Source organism: Alteriqipengyuania lutimaris, from assembly GCF_003363135.1.
Lineage (GTDB): Bacteria > Pseudomonadota > Alphaproteobacteria > Sphingomonadales > Sphingomonadaceae > Alteriqipengyuania > Alteriqipengyuania lutimaris.
Map to the genome: position 1 here is coordinate 1,205,489 of NZ_QRBB01000001.1, position 22,005 is coordinate 1,227,493.

At 67.0% G+C, this 22,005-nt stretch carries 14 protein-coding genes and 1 tRNA gene; 2 read left to right on the forward strand and 13 right to left on the reverse strand.

Translation table 11 applies throughout. The features are described from left to right. Positions 1-87: 87 nt before the first annotated feature. From DL238_RS05925 to DL238_RS05955, 8 genes are all read right to left on the reverse strand, one after another. The gene (locus DL238_RS05925; RefSeq protein ID WP_115491419.1) at positions 88-3,204 is read right to left on the reverse strand and encodes a type 2 lanthipeptide synthetase LanM family protein; all 3,117 of its coding nucleotides are present in this window, start codon (positions 3,202-3,204) and stop codon (positions 88-90) included. Positions 3,205-3,207: 3 nt separating this feature from the next. Continuing rightward, on the reverse strand, positions 3,208-4,386 hold the full coding sequence (locus DL238_RS05930) for a cupin domain-containing protein (RefSeq protein WP_115491420.1): 1,179 nt from the start codon (positions 4,384-4,386) through the stop codon (positions 3,208-3,210). Beyond that, positions 4,377-5,276 carry a phytanoyl-CoA dioxygenase family protein gene (locus DL238_RS05935; RefSeq protein ID WP_115491421.1) on the reverse strand — a complete coding sequence of 300 codons (900 nt, stop codon included), beginning with the start codon at positions 5,274-5,276 and terminating at the stop codon, positions 4,377-4,379. The genes DL238_RS05930 and DL238_RS05935 overlap by 10 nt, the downstream gene beginning before the upstream one ends. Continuing rightward, positions 5,273-6,055, reverse strand: a complete 783-nt coding sequence (locus tag DL238_RS05940; protein WP_181883839.1) for a phytanoyl-CoA dioxygenase family protein — start codon at positions 6,053-6,055, stop codon at positions 5,273-5,275. The genes DL238_RS05935 and DL238_RS05940 overlap by 4 nt, the downstream gene beginning before the upstream one ends. Beyond that, positions 6,052-7,077: a prenyltransferase/squalene oxidase repeat-containing protein gene (locus DL238_RS16070; RefSeq protein WP_181883840.1), complete on the reverse strand. Its 1,026-nt coding sequence runs from the start codon at positions 7,075-7,077 to the stop codon at positions 6,052-6,054. The genes DL238_RS05940 and DL238_RS16070 overlap by 4 nt, the downstream gene beginning before the upstream one ends. After that, a complete protein-coding gene (locus tag DL238_RS05945; RefSeq protein WP_115491423.1) occupies positions 7,061-8,113 on the reverse strand; it encodes a hypothetical protein in 1,053 nt (350 codons plus the stop codon). The genes DL238_RS16070 and DL238_RS05945 overlap by 17 nt, the downstream gene beginning before the upstream one ends. A gap of 151 nt (positions 8,114-8,264) precedes the next feature. After that, a complete protein-coding gene (locus DL238_RS16075) occupies positions 8,265-8,411 on the reverse strand; it encodes a hypothetical protein (protein WP_181883841.1) in 147 nt (48 codons plus the stop codon). Between the two features lie 242 nt (positions 8,412-8,653). Next, complete coding sequence (locus DL238_RS05955; RefSeq protein ID WP_115491425.1) at positions 8,654-10,336, reverse strand: cholesterol oxidase substrate-binding domain-containing protein; 1,683 nt, start codon at positions 10,334-10,336, stop codon at positions 8,654-8,656. Positions 10,337-10,696: 360 nt separating this feature from the next. Between DL238_RS05955 and DL238_RS05960 the strand changes: the two genes are divergently transcribed. Together DL238_RS05960 and DL238_RS05965 are read left to right on the forward strand one after the other, a co-directional pair. After that, positions 10,697-11,596, forward strand: coding sequence for an ABC transporter ATP-binding protein (locus DL238_RS05960; protein WP_115491426.1), 900 nt, complete (start codon positions 10,697-10,699; stop codon positions 11,594-11,596). A 14-nt stretch (positions 11,597-11,610) separates the two neighbouring features. Then, a complete protein-coding gene (locus DL238_RS05965; RefSeq protein WP_115491427.1) occupies positions 11,611-15,195 on the forward strand; it encodes an ABC transporter permease/M1 family aminopeptidase in 3,585 nt (1,194 codons plus the stop codon). A 9-nt stretch (positions 15,196-15,204) separates the two neighbouring features. Here the strand turns inward: DL238_RS05965 and DL238_RS05970 are convergent, their stop codons facing one another. The 5 genes from DL238_RS05970 to DL238_RS05990 all read right to left on the reverse strand — a co-directional run bounded on the left by DL238_RS05970 (position 15,205) and on the right by DL238_RS05990 (position 21,898). After that, entirely contained in the window at positions 15,205-16,191 is a 987-nt protein-coding gene (locus tag DL238_RS05970; protein WP_115491428.1) for a DUF2891 domain-containing protein, read from the reverse strand. Beyond that, entirely contained in the window at positions 16,182-17,144 is a 963-nt protein-coding gene (locus tag DL238_RS05975) for a DUF979 domain-containing protein (RefSeq protein ID WP_115491429.1), read from the reverse strand. Before DL238_RS05975 ends, DL238_RS05970 begins: the two co-directional genes overlap by 10 nt. Further along, the gene (locus DL238_RS05980; protein WP_234030982.1) at positions 17,141-17,938 is read right to left on the reverse strand and encodes a DUF969 domain-containing protein; all 798 of its coding nucleotides are present in this window, start codon (positions 17,936-17,938) and stop codon (positions 17,141-17,143) included. Before DL238_RS05980 ends, DL238_RS05975 begins: the two co-directional genes overlap by 4 nt. Positions 17,939-18,023: 85 nt before the next feature. After that, the gene (locus DL238_RS05985) at positions 18,024-21,656 is read right to left on the reverse strand and encodes a hydantoinase B/oxoprolinase family protein (protein ID WP_115491430.1); all 3,633 of its coding nucleotides are present in this window, start codon (positions 21,654-21,656) and stop codon (positions 18,024-18,026) included. 155 nt (positions 21,657-21,811) lie between these two features. After that, positions 21,812-21,898: transfer RNA gene (locus DL238_RS05990), tRNA-Leu, on the reverse strand. Positions 21,899-22,005 lie beyond the last annotated feature (107 nt).

Genomic DNA, 22,005 nt, shown 5'->3' on the forward strand with positions numbered 1-22,005 from the left:
TTCTTTTGATACTAGATAGTCGAAGTCGAGTCTATCCGAATTGGGCTGCGATCGATAGAAAATCTCCAAGACGAGCAATGACTTGTACTAATCCCATGTAAGCAAGGACGGAATCTGCGCTGGCTCGACTATTCTTAGGAGCTGGTAACCAATTCCCGACAGGCCCTGATACAGCGAAGGGTCGAAGAAATCGGCGCCCGCGACTCCGGAAAGCGAGAAGTGTCCGGCATTCTCGGCCCGGTCGAGCACTTCACCTGCGACGGCCAATGCTGCCCCGCCGTGCCCCGTCGCGAGAAGCAATTCGGTCCGCGCCATCGTCCCGCAGCACAGTCCGTCCTTGGCGAGCGGCGGGGCATCGATATTGCGCGAGAGCGCGAGCGCAATGTCGTCTTGGTGATCTCCCGCACGCTCCAGCGCGAGACGGGTGAGACCGATGCCGAGGGCGCCGTGGCACCAGGTGTTCATGAAACTGGCCGGTGCCTCCGCGCCTTCGCGCAGGTCGCGCCAGTTGCGCGCATCGCGATCGATGAAGGCGCTTTCGAATGCGATCGCCTTGTCTGCCACGCAGCCGAAGCGTTCGTCACCGGTTGCGGCGGCGAGGCGCACCAGCGCCAAAGCTACACCGGAGGCGCCATGCGACAGGCCTGTGGTCGGCGGGTAGGAACCGCTCGCCCAGCCGCAGCCGCCCGGCATGTCCTGCATGGTGGCAAGCAGATGTTCGCCGCACATCCGCGCGCGGTCGAGCACCGATCGATCTCCGGTCGCCTCGTAAAGCGGCAGCAGCCCCAGCAGTGTGCCGGCACTGCCCGACATCGCGTCATGTTCGCGGTCGCCGGCAATGGCATCGGCATCGATCAGCCGCGCCGTGGCGAGCGCATCCTCGAACAGGTCGGGGGCGTCGAGCAACTGCGCGCAGCGCGTCAGCGCGTAGACGATCGATCCGATCCCGGTCGCGCCGCCGATGGTGTGGCCGCTGTCGATGAAGCTCTGCAATGTCCGAGGCTGCGCGCTCCGGCGAAGGGGAAGCAGCGCTGAGAGCGCCAGGTCCCGCTGCTCGCCGGTGACGCGCGACAGGGCTGCCAGGAAGAGTGCGACACCCGCCTGCCCGCCGTAAAGGTCGAGCCGGAGCGGGCGGAGCTCGTAGCGATTGGAATTGGCGAGGATCTGCGGCGCGATCCATGTGACGCTGCCGTTCGCCGCGTGGATTGCGCGATCCGCCAGTTGCCGGCCGATGGCGCTTGCCGCAGCCTGCGCGCGTTCGCGCGTCATCGGGCGCGTTCGGCTCGGCGCAGGCGTTGCGAATGCGGGCGGATCGTGCGCTTGCGCGCTCGCCATCACGAGCGAGGCGCGCACGATCTCGCTCTGCAGCGCAAGGTCGGCCTCGTCCATCCGCCTCAGCCGGTCCGCTATCCGCTCGATCGCCGCCCGCGGGAAGGCGTCCCGGATCGGATCGGCATCGGGCAGCGGCAGGGCGGTCGAACCGGCTGCGAAGGTAAAGAGCGGGATATCCTGCCGTTCGAGCGCGGCGCGTTCGGCCTCCAGCAGTCGGCGAAAGGCGCGCTTGCCGGGTTGGGTGAGGTAGAAGCGCGCCATCACCTCCATCTCGATGCTGCGATCGACGCCGCAGCGCATCGACCTGGGTGCGCCGAGCCGCTTGAGCATCAGGCCATAGAGCCGCGTGGGATGAAACACGACGCGCAATGTTTCGCCGCGCATCGCGTCGATCCCTCCGCCGGGCGCCAGCAAGGCATCGCGGCGTTCGACGAGCGCGCGGTACGTCTCCTCGAAACCCTCGACGACAGGCTCGACATGATCCCCGACATGGAGCGGCTTGCCGTCGAGGAACGGCAGGTGGTGGATGCTCTCGACCACGATCGCTTCGTGATGAAGCGTCATCGCGTCGGTGTTGATCGCGCGCCAGCGTCGCCGCACATAGGACGTCACCTGCTCGGCATGGGCGCCGAGCCCGCTGATATCGACGACCCGGCCATCGCCGCCCGCTTCCCACACGGGCAGGAGGCCGGCCCGCAGAACGCTGTTGAACAGCAGATCCTGTGCCTGCCCGCTCGCCGCAGAGGCGCCAGAGCTGCCGCCATCTTCGGGTCGGATCAGCGGATGCATCAGCGTTTCCATGTCGATCAGCACGGGGAAGGCCCCCTGCGCGACGACATTTTCGTGAAAGCAGTCCGATGCCTCGAGCGTGTAGAGCAGGGCGAGCAGGTTGCCTGCGCGCCGGTAGTAGGCGGCGGCCTGCCCGGCGTCGTCGAGCGGGCCGTGCTCGGCGATCTCGACCCAGCCGCGATCGCCCCGGTCGAGGACCGCGAGCGACCGGAATTCGCCTGCCTCGCCATCGAGCGAGGCGAGCAGGGCGAACCAGCGCGCCTCGATCCCGACCGAGCGTGGCTTGTACGCCAGGCGCAGGCCTCCCGTGAAACGCATGATCGCGACCGAACGACCGTGATTATGCGCGTCCGACAGCGACGGCTCGATCGCTTCGACACGCGCGTCCGCATCCGTGCCGAAGGTCGCCGCAATCGCCTCGCGATCCTCCGCCACTTCGCGCGCCATCGTGCCCACATGCCCGACCCACTGCTGGCAGGTGATCGCCAGCAGGCGGGCGAGCGCGGCATGCTCTTCGCACAGCGTCACGAGCCCGCCGGCCGCCATGCGGGCGCAAAAGGCGTCGAACCGCTCGGTCCCCGGCCCCGGGTGGGCGCTGCGGAAGGCGGCGAACTCGACCTGCAGGACCGGAGCGCCAAGATAGCTCAGCTTCACGAACAGATCGTCGATCAGCCTCGAAGCGGCTGGTGGTGCGAAGACCTCGCGCCATTGCGAGGGCAGCTGCTCGATGGCGGCGTCCACGAAGCCTGCGAAGACCGGACCGAACGGGTGGGCGCAGGCTTCGTCGAACCGCGTTTCGCCCCGGTCGAGCGCGTCGGCGAGGAAGCCGGCCCAGTCGGGCAGCTGCGCCAGCGATCCCTCGCCGAGCCTGCGGACCAGCGCGTCCTCGCCCGGCAGGTCGAGCCAGTCGAGCCGGGTCCGGAAGGCATCCTCGTCCCCCTGCGCCACCCTGTCCTTCCACCGATCGAGCCTCGCCCGGCCGAGCTCCAGCGATTCTGCGCTGTCCGCAGCCTGCCAGTCGGGGCCGAAGCGCTCGCCCAGCGGCGCGGCGCGCGCGGCGATGCGGTGGATCGCGGGATCCACGCGCTATTTTCGCGCCGCGGGATGGACCACGCCTTCCCTGACCAGACGCCGCGCGAGGACGAGGGCTTCGCGCTCGCCAAGTCCGGGAAGGTCCTGCGGCGACCAGTCGCGCCGGGCGGCCACGAAGGCGATCGCCTCGGCGATCTTGGCGGGTCCGCGCAGGATGCCGCCGCTATAGATCAGCGCAGGTTGGCCGGTGTCCCCTTCCGCCACGCAGATCACGCCCTCGCGCCGGGTGAGCGCGGTATCCTTCCCCAGCGGCACGTCTTCGGCCAGCAGACCCTCGCGGGGCAGCGGCGCCGCGTCGGTCATGGTGCGCGCGAGCGCGGCGCGGCCACCGCCGAGAGTGATCCAAGACGGCAGCGCCTCCACCCGCTCCGCCAGCGCATCTTCCATGCCCGGCGGCGTGTCGAGGAAGCCGAGCGGCAGGGACTCGCGATAGCGCGGGTCGCTTCGCGCAGCCTCCATCGCCGCCGAAAGAAAATCGAGCCAGGTCGTCACCTTTACGCCGATGGTCAGGTGAAGCGATCGCTCGTCGGTCGCACGCGCGGCGTGGATGTGACCGCGCGGGATATAGAGCGTCTGACCCGCGGCGAGCGTCCCTGTCCAGCGCGGATCGGGAAGCTGTGCCGGATCGATTGCCATATGCTCGTCCGCCAGCGGCATCGCGCGCGCTTCGCCCCACAGGCTCCATTCCTTGCTGCCTTCGAGCTGGAGGACGAACACGTCCATCACATCGAAATGCGGGTCAAACCCTCGCGTCCCTGCGGGCGTGAGGTAGAGATTGGCGTCGACCGGGTGATGGATATCGGCGTGCAGCGCGGCGCAATAGCGTGCCACCGGCTCCCAGAACCGGGCCACGTCGTTGAGGACGATCGAATAGCCGTCGTGCCAGGCCGCGCGGACCTGATAGCTGCGCGGGCGGCCCCGATCGTCCATCCAGTTCACGTCGTAGTGGCGGCTTTCCCTGACCAGCATGATGTCGCGCGGCGGGTGAAGCTCGGCAAAATGGAGCAGGCGATCGACGTCGCCGGTCGCCATGAGCCCGTCGAAGCGGTCCGGCGCACCGTCGATCACGACCGGCTCCTTCCCCCAGTGGCGGCTGACGAAGTCGTCGCGATCCATCGCGCCGAGCAGCGCAGCAAGGCCGGCTGGCGCGGGTGCTTCGCACGTCAGGCCCATGGGTCCGCCGCGCGATCATAGACCACGGGCACCATCGGCCCATCGGCGGGGGCATCGTGGGCCAGCCCGGCGAGCGATATTGCGCGGCTGTTCGCGCGAACCTGCGCGATCTGCGGGTAGGGCGCGACCGCCGGACCTTCCGGAGGATCGACGACGACCCGCACTCCGTCGGCGACATAGAGGATGACCACCGCCTCGCGCGGCACGGGCGCGCTGTGCGCGAAGGTCGCGTGCATCGTCCACGCCGCGTGGAAGGCGACATCGCCTGCCTTCAGCGCGTCGTAGGTGGTCAGGCGATAGCCCTGGTGGACGAGGCTCTTTTCGAAATGCCGCATCGCGGGTTCGCCGCCGGGCGACAGGCCGAGGAAGCCATCGCGGTGCGATCCCGAAGCATAGGTCATCGGAGAGCTTTCGGGGCTCATGTCGTTGAGCGCGATCCACGCGGTGACCATTTTCTGCGGTGCCAGCGGCGTGAACAGCCCGTCCTGATGCCACGGCGTGCCCGCGCCGCCCGCGCCCTTGAAATAGGACTGGTCGCGGAACAGCCGGACGCGCGGTTCATCGAGCAGCGCGGCGGCGATCCGGGCGAGGCGCGGCGCCATGATCAGCTGCCGCGCGTCCTTGTCCAGCGTCCAAAGATTGTTGACGAACTGCCAGTTGTTGGCCGAGGCGCCGACATCGTCGTGCAGGGCATGATCGCTGTCGAGATTGTCGGCCACCACCCGCCCGATGACGTCGCGATAGGTCGCCAGCTCGTCCGCATCGAGCACGCCCGACAACGCGACATGTCCGTCGCGCGCAAAGCGATCGAGATCGTCCTGTGCCAGCGGGTAGGGTGTGTCGACCGGCGGCATGGCCGACGTGGCTCTGGGTGAAACGGCTGCGGTCATTGCGGTACTCCCGAAACGCGCGGCGGGGCCGGGAAGACGACCGGATTGGCGTCGCTCCGCGCGCGATCGCCGGGTTCGAGCTCGGCGAAATAATGCGCGCGCATCGCGGCGCGGAAGGGCGCGCCATCGTCTGCCGAAATGCGCGCTCCGTCGGCATAGAAGCAGATCGCGATCGCCTCGCGCATCGCGTCGCTCGTGTTGGCGCCGCCGCAATGCAGCGTGCGGGCGAGATGGAAGGATATGTCGCCGGGCTCCATCGCGCCGGTGGTCACCGCCCGTGCGGGCGGGCCTGCGCCGTCCCGGGTCTCCGGCGCGGCGAAGCCGAGCATCCCCATCGTCGCATCGACGGGGAGGAGCGGGATCCACGCGGTCACCACCTGGGGCGTATCGACGGGAAGGAAGGCGTCGTCGCGATGCCACGGCGTCGGGGCACCGCCCGCAGGCTTGAAGAAGCCGCAAAAATGCAGGAGCCGCACGGCGTCCACACCCAGTAGGTCCGCCGCCATCGCCCCGATCCGCTCCCCGGTGACGAAGGCCCTGACCTCCTCGGGCGCGTCGGTCAGCTTGAACGTCGGCGAGGTCGTGCTCGCTCCCGTCGCGCGCGCGCCGTCGTCCATCGCCTCGATACGCGCCATGACATAGTCGCGCAGCGCGGGGCGGTGCGCTGCGATCCAGCGCGGGTCGATGGCGCTGCGAAGAACCACGAAACCGTCGCGCTCGATCGCGCCTCTGACCGATGCGGCTTGCGAGCGCGGCGCGAGATCGCTCGCCGCGTTCATGGCGCCACCGCATCGAGCGCGCGCAGCACGGTCGCGGTGGTGAATGCGCGCCGATGGTCGAGGCTGGTGATGGTGAAGGTCATCGCGAGCAGATCGTCGAGCGATTGCGGCGCCTGCGAAAGCCCGGTCCATTGCCGCCATCCTGCCTCCTCGGGCGCGATCCGGTCCGGGCGCGGGACGCGCAGTCTGGCCGAGGCGGGCCAGCTGCCGTTCCCGGCCTGCCCGGTTGCCAGCATGGCGATCGCAGCATCGGGCACGTGCCGGCCGCAGCGTGCGAGGATGCGGATGCATTGCGCGAGCGCGAAAGCGGGCGGTTCGTCCATCATCAGCAGGACATCGATCCGGGTGCGTGCGAAAGCGATCGCCGCGTCGGCAGCCTCGCCCGGGCCGAGCGCATCGACCGCCTCGGCGCTCGCATAGCCGGGATCGAACCACCAGTAGCTCGGCCAGTGGCCATCGGCGGCCTGCATGGCCGGCAGGCTCGCGCGCGCCGCTTCGCCGACGGGGCCGGGCAGGGCCGCCGCGGCGGCGGTGACGCAGACATGGGGTCGGACCCAGCCCCTGAAATCGACCGTGGCGGGCAGGCCGACATAGTCGCGCGGGGCGCTCTGGCTGGCGTAGGTCGCGATGCCTTCGCCCTGGCGGACATGCGATGCGAGGAACTCGTATCCGTGCGCTGCCTCGCCGCTCGCGCCCTCGCCGATGGCGTGCGCCAGCCGCAATGCCCAGATCGTGCTGTCGGCATCGGGCGGGGTCGCGGCGTTGTAACCCCAGCCGCCGCCGAGCTTCTGCGCGCTCCTGAGATGGTTCCAGCCGCGCCGTGCGGCGGCTTCTTCCTCGGCATCGCCGGTGGTGGCGAGGGCGCCTGCGACATAGGCGGTGACCCAGTCGTTGCTTTCGCCTGCCGGAAGGAAGAAGTCGTGCCAGGTGCCGTCTTCGCGCTGTGCGGCGAGCAGGAAATCGCGCGCATGCTCTCTCGCCACCGCGAGCGAGGCCGGGCGGATGTCAGGCTGCGACAGCATCGGAGGTCGCCGTGTCGTTGCCCTGGGCGAGATCGCGGATCGCGATGCCGTAGTAGGCCTTGCCTTCGGTGCTGCCGTCGCCCTGAAACACGAGCTTCAGATGGCTGAGGCCCCGCAGCAGGGCGACCGGACGCGTATCGAGCGTCACCACTTCGTGCCCCGGCCATTCGAGCAGCGCGTCGCGTTTCTCCGGGACGAGCGCGCCCTCGGCGGCGAACACGTCGAGCTGGCCCTGCCAGCGCGGCTCGCGGTGGGGCTGGCGCGCCCAGCTCGAGGCCGTGAAGCCGGGCTCGATCCCGATCCGCGGGAGGGCGGTGTGGGCGATGTCGAAATGCAGCCCGACGAAATCCGCGTGCGGGCGCAACGCCTCCACCAGCACCGCGACGTGCGACACATCGCCGTCCCACCCGATCGCGCGGGCGAGCCTGGGCAGCGCCTCGGGAGCGAGGTCGAAGACGCACAGCCGCACCGCCGGGATGGCGCGCGCCGACATCAGGCCGATCTGCAGATCGTCCGCCCCGCCGCAACAGTCGAGGCCAGCCTCCAGCCGGGCGCGCGTGGGGTCGGGGAGGGGCGTGCCCAGCGCCGCCGGGATCGCCCGGTCGACCAGCCACTCGCGCGTGCGCATGGGATCGTGGCCGCCGGGGAAATAGCCGAACATGAGATTGGGCAGCATCTGCGGGGCGCTTGCCTGGTCGAATTCGAGCCAGATGCGCGTCAGGTCGGCGCCGGGGCTGGCGGATGTCGCGGACCAGAGTTCGAGAAAGGAGCGGATATTGTCCCACACGGGACCGGTCGGCGCAGCGATGCCCGCAGTCCTGCCGGCGAGCCATTCGAGCGCGGCGGGGTTGAGGTTGAGCGCACAGTCGGTCGGCCCGTTGCGGTCGCCGAGCCGGGTTTCGAAGCCGAGGAACTCGGAGGTCGAGGCGGGAATGAAGCGAAGGAACTGCCGGAGCCAGTGGTCGTGCTCGACCGGCGTGAGAGTGCGGTCGAGATGAGAGGCAATCTCCGGCCAAAAGACGTCGAAACTGGCCACCAGTCCCCTTCCGCGACCATTCAGTCAGAGCAATGCAAGGGCAGCAGCCATTGCAGTCTTTTCGATCCTGCGGGCCAGAACTCTACGTTCTGCCGCCGGTATGCCTGGAGCACGGCGGCGACCGGAGACCGGCCGCCGCTGCTTCAGGTCATCAGCACGCCTTGTTGCAGTTGGCGCCCCACGAGCTTGCGCCTTCGGCAAGCTGGACGAGCTGATCGTCGCTCAGCTCCTGCTCCATTGCGGCGTTCATACGCTCTTCTTCGAGAGCCTTGAGACTATTGGCTTCCTTATTGATCATGGCGTAAACCTCCAGCAATTGTGGAAAGTGACAGCACGTCTTGTACTGCATTGTCGCCGAAATGTTTTCCGACAAAGCAAAACTGCATCCAACACTTGTACGAGTCAACAAGAATCGAAGTCATTTATGGGCAGATATAATTACCTAACGAAATGAAAATGATACTAGACGTTGAATTCCCGAGGCTTATTTTTGCGCCATACAAGGTATGTTTATGAAATCGAAGAGGTCTCTTCTATAGGTCAGAGAGAATCGACGAAGAGTTCGCTCAGAAGCGGTGTCGCGAACAGGCCGGCGCTGTCGTACTTGGCCATTGTCCGGACGACGTAATTCCAGTCGCTGGTCGCATCGCGGCCATCGGAAAATGCCTCGCGCATCATCGCGAAGAACTCGCCATTGGTCCATGCGCCGCCCTTTTCCGTATAGGCCCAGCCTTTCGACCATTCGGGCATCAGGCGATACTCGGGCGCGGGGAAGCGCTGCACGAACCAGTCTTCCAGCTCGGAATAGAAGTCGTTCTCGTATTTCGTGCCGGGCAGCGTCAGGACATCGAACCAGACCGCGCAGTCCCACCCGTTCGACCTGGCGTCCTCGTCGCAGGTCAGGGCAGAGATCAGCGGCGTCTGAGCATCGCCCCCGCCGGGTGTGACGATGTGCGAGGGATCGTCGAGGCCGGTCACCCGGATCTCCAGCGGAGCATTGACCGGGTACCGGCCCTTCGCCTGGTAGGCGTGAAGCATGTCGTTGAACTGCACGGCGAAGTCGTGGACCGACTGCTGCACGTCGGCGCGCTTCATCTGGATCGCATAGCCGTTGGCGGTGACGCGCAGGGTCTCGTCCTTGATGTAGAGCAGCGTGTTCATGGACGCGCCCCACAGGTCGCTGAGGCCGTTCTTGCTCAGTTCGAACTTGGTGAAGGTGGCGAACGCTTTCTCGAAATCCGGTGTCAGGCTGGGCAGGCCCGAGGTGAGGGCCTTGAGAAGCGTGGTCACGATCGTCGGCAGATTGTCCGAGAAGGGGTAGTTGTAGGGCGCCGTGACCAGCTTCGATCCCGCTGGCTGCGTCGGCATCGCGGTCCAGACCTTGAGCCACGGCTCGTCGGTGAAGGGATACCAGATCGCTTCGACCCGGCCCGACTGCTCCAGAAAGGAATCGAGGCTGTCGGGTGTCTCGACCGAGGTTATCGGCGGGGCGAAAAGGTCCTGCCAGTGGATGTCCATCCGGCTCTGGCAGCGCAGGTTGTAATTCTCGATCACCTGCAGCGTCGCGCTCACGATCGTGAGGCGTCCGGCATGGACGAGCAGTGCATCGGTCTCCGCACTGCCGCGCTCGAACGTCTTGACCGCGTACGTACCGCTGTCGTCCGAGACGACCGCATCGAACGAAACGATCTGGTTGCTCAGCGAACCATAGGCGGTGTCGAAATTCTCGTTGTCGTTGGGGATCGCGGTGCCGTGACCGTCGATCGCGAGGACGCCGCCGACCGTCAGGTTGCCCGGCGCAGGCGTGTGCGCGAAGCTGTATCCGTTCGCCGTGCCGCTGCCGCCCGACTGCTGCTGCAGAAAGGTGAGCAGCGCGTCCATCGTCACGCCGGCGCCCGCCTTGACCATCGGGGGCTTGCCCGTGCTCGCCGGGATCATCTCCAGCGAGGTGAGGCTCTTGGTCATGTCCATGATGATCAGATCGGCCATCGGCTTCGTCTCTTCGCCGATCGTGAGCGGGGACCAGCCATGGCGGCAGCCGCGCGGGCGAACCTGCCATGGGGGACTCTGGTCTTTCGCCCAGTTGCAGACCTGCGCGACTTCGTCCGCATCGGCCGGCTCGCAGGTATACAGGTCGTCGACGACGATGGTTTGCGACCAGTTGCGGTAGGTTCGCGAATGAAGCTTGATGTTCCTGGGCCAGCCATCGGGCTTCGTCGTCATGGAGTATCTCCCCGCGCGCCCGACCGAGCCAATTCGAGTCGGTTCTACTTCAGCGTGCCATTTGTGATCAAAATCCGAGGGGGCGCAATAAGGTAAAACACAGATCTATAAGTGGCCGAGTCGCGCGCGAGAGAGGTTAAAAGCGTATTTATACAAAAGCGCTTTGTTTTATATTCATTTCGATTGAAGCGGAAAAAAGTGATTGCCGAGATTTTCTGCACGCCAGAAATCGGCGCAAGCGCAAATCGTCGCGCGTGGCCGAGTCGGTCATCGACCAGCGACATAGGCCAGTCGATCTGTGTCGATAGACGCCGGGCCGCGTTCTGATAGGTTCGACCAATGGTGGAGGGAAACCGATCAATGCTCGAACTGGACCACGTCACTCACGTCTATCCCAATGGCACGCGCGCGCTCGACGACGTGACGCTGTCGATTCCTAAGGGGATGTTCGGCCTGCTCGGCCCCAATGGCGCCGGAAAGTCGACGCTGATGCGCACGGTCGCGACGCTGCAGACGCCGACCGAGGGCAGCATCCGCTTCGGCGAGATCGACGTTCTCCAGAACCCCGAGGCGCTGCGCGAAGAGCTTGGCTATCTGCCGCAGGATTTCGGCGTCTACCCGCGCGTTTCAGCCTATGACATGCTCGACCACATGGCGGTGCTCAAGGGCATTTCCTCGGCCAGCGACCGCAAGGCGACGGTCGAGACGCTGCTCAACCAGACCAACCTGTGGGGCGTGCGCAAGAAGGCGATCGCGGGCTTCTCGGGCGGGATGCGGCAGCGCTTCGGCATCGCCCAGGCGCTGATCGGCAATCCCAGCCTGATCATCGTCGACGAGCCTACCGCTGGCCTCGACCCCGAAGAACGCAACCGCTTCCTCAACCTGCTGGCCGAGATCGGCGAGAACGTGGTCGTGATCCTGTCGACCCACATCGTGGAGGATGTCGCCGACCTGTGCCCGCGCATGGCGGTGCTGATCGACGGGAAGATCAGCCTGCAAGGCGCGCCGAAGGATCTGATCGCGCAGACCCGCGGCACAGTGTGGGCGAAGACGATCGATCGCGGCGAGCTGGACGAGATGCGCGCGCAGCATGAAGTGATCTCGACCCGGCTCTTCGCGGGCCAGACGATCATCCACGTGCTGTCCGACGGCGCGCCGGGGCCCGGATTCACGACGGTCGATGGCGGGCTGGAGGATGTCTATTTCTCCACCCTCGCCACCGCGCGCCGCCCGGCCGCGTCCGCCGACGTCGCAGCCTGAGGGGGGAAGACGCGATGTTCGGCAAGATCACGCTTTTCGAGCTGCGATACCAGCTGCGCAACCCGGTGTTCTGGGTCGCGGCGGTTATCTTCTTCCTGCTGACCTATGGCGCGATGGCGAGCGACGACATCACCATCGGCGGGGGCGGCAATGTCAATCTCAACGCGCCCGTCGCGATCGTCACCACCCATCTGGTGCTGACGATATTCTTCATGTTCGTGACGACCGCCTTCGTCGCCAATGTGATCGTGCGCGACGAGGAAAGCGGCTTCGGGCCGCTGATCCGATCCACCCGCGTGAGCAAGTTCAGCTACCTCTTCGGGCGCTTTACCGGCGCCTTCATCGCCGCCGCGCTCGCCTTCCTCGTCGTGCCGCTGGGCATCTGGCTGGGGTCGCTGATGCCGTGGCTCGATCCCGAGACTCTCGGCGCCAACCGCTTCGCCTACTATGCGGTCGCCTATCTGGTATTCGCACTGCCGGGCATCTTCCTCACCAGCGCGCTGTTCTTCGCGATCGCGACCATGACCCGCTCGATGATGTACACCTATGTGGGCGTCGTCCTGTTCCTGGTGCTGTATATCGTGCTCAACGGCGTGATCGCCTCGCAGCCCGAATGGCGCGAGACGGCGAGCGTGATCGAGCCCTTCGGCATCGCCGCCTTCAGCGATGCAATCCGTTACTGGACGGCCGCCGAATCCAACACGCGGATTCCGCCGCTGACCGGTCCGCTGCTGCTCAACCGGGCGATCTGGCTGGGCGTCGCCTTTGCCATGCTGGCGCTCGCCTACTGGCGGTTCCGCTTCGCGAGCAAGGCGGTGTCCGCCCGCAAGGCGCGCAAGGCCGCGAAGAAGCAGGCGAAGCTGGCGCGCAAGCAGCCGACGCTGGTCGAGACGCTGCCCGATGCCACGCCCGAGAAGGCCGGCTGGGCGCGCGGCTGGGCGCGCACGAAGTTCGAAATGGGGCAGGTGGTGCGCAGTCCGGCCTTCTTCGTCCTGCTGCTGCTCGGCCTGTTCAACGCCTTCGGCGGGCTTTATTTCGGCAACGAGATCTACGGCACGCCCGCGCGGCCGCTCACCTTCTCGCTGATCGAGCCGCTGATCGGCAGCTTCGTGATCATCCCGATCATCATCGCGATCTATTACGGCGGCGAGCTGGTGTGGCGCGATCGCGACAGGAAATTCCACGAGATCATCGATTCCACGTCGGTGCCGGGCTGGTCCTACCTCGTTCCCAAGACCATCGCGGTCGCCTTCGTCCTGATCGCCACCCTGCTGGTGTCGGTGCTGGCGGCGATGCTGATCCAGACGCTGCGTGGCTATACCGATTACGAGGTCGGCAAGTACCTCGCCTGGTATGTGCTGCCGATGGCGGTCGACATGGTCCTGATCGCGATCCTCGCGGTGTTCGTGCAGGCGCTGAGCCCCAACAAATATGTAGGGTGGGGGATCATGGTGCTGTTCCTGATCGGCACCTTCGTGCTCGCCAGCCTGGGCCTCGAACATCCGCTGTTCCTTTACGGCGATACGGGCGAATTGCGGGTTTCCGACATCAATGGCGCGAATGTGGGCTGGGCGACGGGCTGGTGGCTGCGGCTCTACTGGGGCGCGATCGCGCTTGCCCTTGCGGTGCTGGCGCACATGCTCTGGCGTCGTGGCGCGGATGCGGCACTCTTGCCCCGCATCAGGCAGATGCCGCGCCGGCTCGGCTCGGCATCGGGGGCGGTCCTCGCGGGCGCGCTGATCGTCGCGGCGGTGACGGGCGGATACATCTACCACCAGATGAACGTCGTCGGCGAATACACCACCGGCGACGATGTCGAGGCGATGCTCGCCGCCTACGAGAAGAAGTACCTGCAATACGAAACGCTGGCCCAGCCCGCGGCGAGCGACATGCGCCTGACCGTCGATCTCTATCCCGAAGAAACGCGGATGGAAGCGCGCGGACGGGTCGCTTTCGTCAATGATACCGACCGGCCGATCGAGCAGCTGCACCTGCGCCTGACCGATCCCAATGCCGAGATCCGCGCGATCGAGATGGATGGTGCGACGCTGGAAATGGACGACGCCGAAAACCGCTACCGCATCTATCGCTTCGATACGCCGCTGGCCCCGGGCGAGGAAGGCGTGTTCACCTTCGCCACCCGCAGGTGGCAGCAGGCCATGCGCGCGCAGGGCGACGATACGCGGCTGGTGGAGAACGGCACGTTCCTCAACAACAGCGAGTTCGTGCCGCAGATCGGCATGGACCGCGCGGGCCTGCTCACCGATCGCGCCACGCGCCGCAAGTACGACCTGCCGGCCGAACTGCGCCCCGCCAAGCTGGAGGACGAGAGCGCGCGCCAGCGCAACTATGTCGGCAATGCCCCGTGGGTCACGTCGGACATCACGGTGTCGACCGTGGCGGGCCAGACGCCGATCGCGCCGGGCCGCCGCGTGTCGGACGTGGTCGAGGGCGACAGGCGGATCGCGCGCTTCGTCTCGCAGCAGCCGATCCTCGCGTTCTTCTCGATCCAGTCGGCGGATTACGAAGTCGCGCGGCGCCAGCACGGCGACGTGACGCTCGAAATCTATCACTACCCCAGCCACGACTTCAACGTGGAGCGGATGCTCGACGCGATGGAAGTGGGCCTCGACTATTACGAGGCGAATTTCGGCGAGTACCAGTTCGACTATGCGCGGATCATCGAATTCCCGGGCTATGCCAGCTTCGCGCAGGCCTTTGCGGGGACGATACCCTATTCTGAGAACATGGGCTTCATCGCCGACAATGCCGATGCGGAGAACATCGACTACGTCACCTATGTCACCGCGCACGAGCTGGGCCACCAGTGGTGGGCGCACCAGCTGATCAGTTCGGACCAGCAGGGCAGCACCATGCTGGTGGAGACGTTGGCGCAATATTCCGCGCTGATGGTGATGAAGGATCTCTACGGCGAGGACCAAATCCGCCGCTTCCTCAAGTACGAGCTCGACAATTACCTGTCGGCGCGCGGCAGCGAGGCGATCGAGGAACTGCCGCTCGAACGGGTCGAGAACCAGGGCTACATCCACTACCGCAAGGGCGCGGTGGCGATGTACCTGCTGCAGGACCGGCTGGGTGAGGATCGCGTCAACGCCATGCTCGCCGGCCTCATCGATCGCTACAAGTTCCAGGGCCCGCCCTACGCCAACGCGAACGACCTGGTGGGCGGTTTCGTCTCGCTCGCCCGCAACGAGAGCGAGCGCGATCTGGTCGAGGACCTGCTGCGCCGCATCACGCTCTACGACCTCACGGCGGAGGAAGCGAACGTGCGCGAGCTGGAGGACGGCAGGTTCGAAACCGTGGTCGAGGTCGATGCGGAGAAGTTCTACGCCGATGGCGAGGGCCGCGAGCGGCAGGCGATGCTGACCGACGAGATCGAGATCGGCCTGTTTGCCGAGAAACCCGGACTGGGTGCGTTCGACCGGGACGATGTGATCTCGATGGCGCGCTATCCGGTCCGTTCGGGCACCCAGACCATCCGCGTGGTCACCGATCGTCGCCCCGCATTCGCCGGGATCGATCCCTACAACAAATATATCGACCGCAACTCGGACGACAACGTGGTCGCGACCGAATAGGCGGGCGGCTCAGCGCGGGGCGTCGGCCAGCAGGGCGAGCAGCGCGAAGCTGGCCAGCCAGTGCTCGCCCATATAGTCGCCCGTCACATGCGGCAGGGCGGCGTCGAGATGCGCGGCCGCCATCGCATGGAGCAGGTTGCGATCCTCGGCACGCAGGCAGGGCGCGATCGCGCGCAGGCACCACGCGCGGCTGAGATTGAGCCCGTCGAGATGGGCGATCTTGCCGTCGCTCCGGTCCGAAACGCTCGCGGGCTCGAGCCGCTCCACCCAGCCATTGTCGAGCACGAGTGCCGCAAACCAGCGGGCGAACTCGCTGGGCGGCAGCGCATGGCGCATCGGCATCGCGGCGCTGAGGACGGGGGAGAGGAACTCGTCGCCACCCGGCTCCCATCCGCGATAGTCGCTGCGATGGGCGAAGGCGGCGCGGGTCCATGCGTCGATCGCTCCGGCCAGCTCCGGATCGCGGTCCTCCGCCCATTCGCGCGCGAGCGTCAGCGCGAAGGCGGTGTTGTAATGCGTGCCGACGAAGACCGGATAGGTCAGCACGGCGAGGTACTGCCTGAAGGCGCTCGCGAAATGGCGCGCCAACGGTTCGAGCCGTGCGGCCCATCGCGCATCGTGGCGCGCGGCTTCGTGATGGAGGTAGAGCAGCCAGCCCCAGCCATAGGGCCGCTCGAACCCGCGCGAGGATGGCCGCTGCGCATAGGCCAGTTCCACCGCCAGCTTCTCCGGCGTGAAGCTGCTCTCGGCCAGTTCGGCGATCCGCGCGGCCTCGGGCATCTCGGGAAACAGCCGCCGCAGCGTCAGCAGCGTCCACCAGCCGTGAACGCACGAATGCCAGTCGAAGCTGCCGAAAAACACCGGATGCAGCGCGCGCGGAGGGCGGACGTCGGCGTCGCCGTCCATCACATGGTCGAGCTTGTGCGGGTATTCGCGCGCGACGTGGCCGAGTGCGGCCTGCGCGAAGCGACGGGCGGTGTCTTCGCTCAGTTCCACAGGAGGAACGCTCCCACATAGATGATCGCGACATTGCAGACCCACAGCGGGATCGCGGTCCACACCTGCTGCCGGATGACGCCGTTCTGGTCGTCTAGCTCGAGCAGCGCGGCGGGCACGATGTTGAAGTTCGCGGCCATCGGGGTCAGCAGCGTGCCACAGAAGCCCGCGAGCATTCCGACCGCGCCGATTACCGCCGGATTGCCGCCGTAGCCCTCGACCAGCAGCGGGATGCCGATAGCGGCGGCCATCACCGGGAAGGCGGCGAAGGCATTGCCCATGATCATCGTGAAGATCGCCATGCCGAGGCAGAAGACGATCACCGTCAGGAGCACGCTGCCTTCGGGGATCACCGCGCCCGCCAGACTGCCGATGATATCGCCCACGCCCGCCAGCGCGAAGACCGCGCCCAGCGCGGCGAGCATCTGCGGCAGGATCGCCGCCCAGCCGATCGAGTCGAGCAGACGGCGCCCTTCCTCGGCCGGGGCCAGTAGCGGAGGCCGCAACCACGCCATGGCGACGACGAGTGCCGCCAGCACGCCGATTGCGAACAGCAGCAGCGTCTCGCGGCGTTCCTCGAACAGGCCGGTCTCGTTCAGGGGCGTATAGTTGTAGAGCAGCGTCCCCGCGACCGCGACGAAGGGCACGATCAGCGCGGGGATGAAGAGTCTGTTGCCCTTCAGCCGCGAAAAGTTGAGCCGCTCCTCCAGCGTGGTCGTCGGCGGGGCGCTGCGGCCCAGCCCGCCGACGCCCGCAATGCCGACCAGCGCCAGCACCAGCACCCCGTTGGCGAAATCGCCGATATGGCTGCCGAACAGGAAGCTGCCCGCAAGCAGCCCCCAGAACGCCGCATTGCCCCAGCGCTTGCCGTTGCTCCGGTCGAGCGCGCTCAGCAGCGACCAGATGGCGAAGAAGATGCCCGAGAGGACATAGAGCCATTCGTAGGTGATCATGACCGGTCCTCCCCGGCACGGGGAGGGGGACCGCCACGCGCAGCGTGGGGGTGGAGGGGCACCGGATCGGAATTCGGCAAGCTAGCCCCGCCAACATCCTGCGGATGGTCCCCCTCCCCCGATGGGGGAGAAATTCGTCCAAGCCGCCGGTCCATCGCCATGATCCGGCTCGAGTGGATCAGGAAGGCGCAGATCGCGGTCGGGATCGCCCAGACCGAGAGCTGGAGCGGCGACATCGGATAGCCAGCCGCCTCGAACACCCCCTGGATCAGCAGGATCGACGCGATGGCGAAGAAGATGTCCTCGCCGAAGAACAGCCCGACATTGTCGGTCGCGGCCGACATCGCGAGCACCTTCTGCCGTTCGCCGTCGGGCAGGTCGCCGTGGGACTTCGTGGCGGCGGCCTCGGCCATCGGGGCGACCAGCGGCCGCACCGCCTGCGGGTGGCCGCCGATGTCCTTCATACCCAGTGCGGCGGTCAGCTGGCGAAATACGAGGTAGATCACCAGCAGCTTGCCCATGGTCGCGCCGCGCACGCTCTCGATCAGACCGCGCGCGCGTTGCTGCAATCCGTACCGCTCGAGCAGGCCGATCACCGGCAGGATGATCCAGGTCACGCTGATGTAGCGGTTGTCATTAAACGCCCGCCCCAGCGCCTCGATCACCGAAACCGGATCGAGCCCGGCCAGCAGCCCCGTCACGACCGCCGCGCCGACCACCACCAGCAGCGGATTGAACCTGAGCGCAAACCCGATGACGACCAGCGCAATGCCGATCAGGGGCCAGTAGTTCATGAAATCCTCCCCGAAACGGGGAGGGGGACCATGCGAAGCATGGTGGAGGGGCCGCTTCGGCCAACCATGTACCGCACCGTCTTTATCACTTCGAGGGTGCCCCTCCACCAGCCTGCGGCTGGTCCCCCTCCCCATTCTGGGGAGGATCGCCGAAACCGCCGCCGCCGGGCGTGAGGATCACGAAGGCATCGCCGGGGCGCATATCGGCCGACTCGGTCGCCGACAGGTTTTCGCGGGTGCCGTCGCCGCGCTCGACCCAGTTCCTGCCGGGCAGGGCATCGCCGCCGCCGCGAATGCCGCGCGGGGGCACGGCGCGCCGGTTGGCGAGCATGTTCGCGCGCATGTCTTCGAGGAAGGTCATCCGCCGTTCCACCCCGTCGCCGCCGACATGCGCGCCCTTGCCGCCCGAGCCGCGCCGGATCGCGAAGCGGTCGAGCCGCACGGGCAGGCGCGTTTCGAGAATTTCGGGGTCGGTCAGGCGGCTGTTGGTCATGTGGGTCTGCACCGCGCTGGTCCCGTCATGGTCGGGGCCCGCGCCCGATCCGCCCGCGATGGTCTCGTAATACTGGTGGTTCTCGTTGCCGAAGGTGAAGTTGTTCATTGTGCCCTGGCTGGGCGCGAGGCGACCGGTCGCGGCGAACAGGCAGTCGGTAACCACCTGGCTCGTCTCGACATTGCCCGCGACCACCGCCGCGCCGGGCTGCGGATTGAGCATCGAACCTTCGGGCACGACCAGCTCGACCGGGCGCAGGCACCCGTCGTTCATCGGGATCGGATCGTCGATCAGCGTCCTCAGAACGTAGAGCGCGGCGGCGCGGGTGATCGATCGCGGCGCGTTGAAATTGTTGTCCTGCTGATCGCTCGTCCCGGTGAAGTCGAACACCGCGGAGCGGTTCGCATCGTCGATCCGGATCGCGACCTTCACCTGCGCCCCGTTATCCATAGGATAGGCGAAGCTGCCGTCCTCCAGCCGCCCGAGCAGCGCGCGCACGCTTTCTTCCGCATTCGAAAGAACGTGGTCCATATAGGCCGAGACCATCTCGGCCCCGCGATCGCCCGCCGCCTGGTGGAGCAGTTCCGCGCCGCGCGTGCAGGCCGCCAGTTGCGCGCGCAGGTCGGACAGGTTGCGGTCCGGGCGCCGTGCGGGATGCTTCGCATCGGCCAGCGCTTCGCGCACCGCATCCTCGCGGAAAGTGCCTTCGTCGACCATCAGGAGGGCGTCGATCAGCACGCCTTCTTCCTCGATCGTGCGGCTTTCGGGCGGCATCGAGCCGGGCGCGATCCCGCCGATATCGGCATGGTGGCCGCGCGCCGCCACGAAGGCGTCAGGCGTGTCGCCATCGTCCGAGTAGAACACCGGGGCGATCACCGTGATATCGGGCAGGTGGGTTCCGCCGCGGAAGGGATCGTTGAGGACATAGGCATCGCCGCGCCGGATGCCGCGACCGTCCCTGGGCTCGCCATTCTCATCGAGACCGCGCACCTCGAGCACGCGTGCGACGCTTTCGCCCATGCTGCCCAGATGCACCGGGATATGCGGTGCATTGGCGATCAGCTCGCCCTGGTGGTTGAACAGCGCGCAGGAGAAATCGAGCCGCTCCTTGATATTGACCGAGGTCGCGGTGTTCTGGAGCACCACGCCCATTTCCTCGGCAATCGCCATGAAGAGGTTGTTGAAGATCTCCAGCTTCACCGGATCGACTTCAGTGCCAGCAGCGCGCTCCCGCTCCAGCGGAACCGCGCGCGTCAGGACGAGGCTGCCCTCGCGGGCGAGCGTCGCCTCCCAGCCTTCGTCCACCACCGTGGTCGATCCCGGATCGATGATCAGCGCGGGGCCGGTGACCGCCTGGCCGGACGTCAGCGCGGCCCGCTCGTGCGTCGGCCAGTCGCCCGAAGGCGTGCCGTCGGCTGGGACCGGCTCGATCGTCGCGTGTTCGAGCCCGCCCGAGGTGCCGCTGGCCTCCACGCTCAGCGCCTCGACGATGATCGCGGCCTCGCTGTCCGAATAGCCGTAGCGCTGGCGGTGCTGCACGCGGAACGCCGCGTCCATCGCGTGGGGATCGGTGCAGGCGACCGTCAGCATCGAATCGCTGCCTTCGAAGCGCAGCCGCGCGCGCGGGGTCAGCTCGATCGCATCTTCGGCTACGCCCTGCGCAGTGAGGTCGGCGCGGGCATCGGCCTCCAGCGTGGCGAGGTCGTCCGCGAAGTCGTCGTGCAGCGGGCGCACCAGGCTGACCTCGCGGATCGCCTTAACCGGCGCGAGGCCGATGCCGTAGGCCGACAGGATGCCCGCCAGCGGATGGACCAGCACGGTCTCGATCCCCAGCTCGTCCGCCACCTTGCACGCGTGCTGTCCGCCCGCCCCGCCGAAGCAGGCGAGCGCATATTCGGTCACGTCGTGCCCGCGCGCGACCGAGATCTTGCGGATCGCATTGGCCATGTTGTCGACCGCGATGGCGAGGAAACCGCGCGCGATCTCGTCGAGCGGCTTGGGCTCGGGAAGGGCGCTCGCAATTTCTTCGAGCCGGGCCTTGGAGGCTTCGGGGTCGAGCGGCTGGTCGCCATCTGGCCCGAAGACATGCGGGAAGAAGGCGGGGTCGATCCGGCCTAAGACCAAGTTGCAGTCGGTGACGGTCAGCGGGCCGCCCTTGCGGTAGCAGGCGGGCCCCGGGTCCGCGCCGCCGCTTTCGGGCCCGACGCGGAAACGCGCGCCATCGAAGGAACAGATCGAGCCGCCGCCCGCCGCCACCGTATGGATCTGCATCATCGGCGCGGCGACGCGCACGCCTGCGACGAGGTTCTCCGCCGCCAGCTCCAGCTCGCCCGCGTAATGCGCGACATCGGTGCTGGTCCCGCCCATGTCGAAGCCGATCAGCTTGCGATGGCCGAGCGGTTCTCCGGCTGCGACCATGCCGACCACGCCGCCCGCGGGGCCGGAAAGGATCGCGTCCTTGCCGCGAAAGGCGCCGACTTCGGCGAGGCCGCCGTTCGACTGCATGAAGCGCAGCCGCTCGACCGGCGGCAGGCCTTTCTGCAGGCCGTCGGTATAGCGCTTGAGGACGGGCGAGAGATACGCGTCGACCACCGTGGTATCCCCGCGCGGCACGTATTTGATCAGCGGCGCGACCTCGTGGCTGACGCTGACCTGCGCGAAGCCGAGATCGCGCGCGATTTCGGCCAGCCGCGCCTCGTGCGCCCGGTATTTCCAGCCATGCATGAGGATGATGGCGAGCGCTTCGAATCCCTCGGCGCGCAGGGCTTCGAGCGCGGAGCGCGCGGCGTCCTCGTCGAGCGGCTGCAGGACGTCGCCATCGGCGCTCACGCGTTCGTCGATCTCGATCACGGTCGCGGGCAGCTGCTCGGGCAGGATGATGTGCCGCGCGAAGATTTCGGGCCGCGCCTGCGTGCCGATCCGAAGCGCATCGCCGAACCCGCGCGTGGTGACGAGCGCGAGCCGCTCTCCCTTGCGTTCGAGCAGCGCGTTGGTGGCGACGGTGGTGCCGATGCGCAGTTCGGCGATGGTGCCTTCGCCGTGCTCTTTCATCAGGCGGTGCACCGCTTCGGTCGCGGCATCGTCGTAATGGCCCGGATTTTCGGACAGCAGCTTGTGCGTCACCAGCGCGCCGTCGGGCGTGGTCGCGACGACATCGGTAAATGTCCCTCCGCGGTCGACTGCAAAGCGCCAGGCACCTTGGTTGGGGGTCGCATCGCTGGACATGCCGGGGCTCGCTTGTCTGCCGGTAGAGGAAGGGCGGGCGCGTCTTTTAGGCGGGCGCGCGCGCAAGTCCAATCCCGGCATCCGCGGTATCGGGCATCGTTACGACAAACGGATGGTTTTGGGGGCGGGCGCAACCATCGCGCCCGGGAAAATGTTGGTGCGGTCGAGAAGACTCGAACTTCCACGGCCTTGCGGCCACAACGACCTCAACGTTGCGCGTCTACCAGTTCCGCCACGACCGCACACATGCCCTGCTGTCACAAGGCTCATTTCGAAGCGCGCCGCGAGGGCCCGCTCGTGAGGAAGCGGCCCACTAGCAGGGGTGTTCGCACCCTGCAAGCGGCTTTGC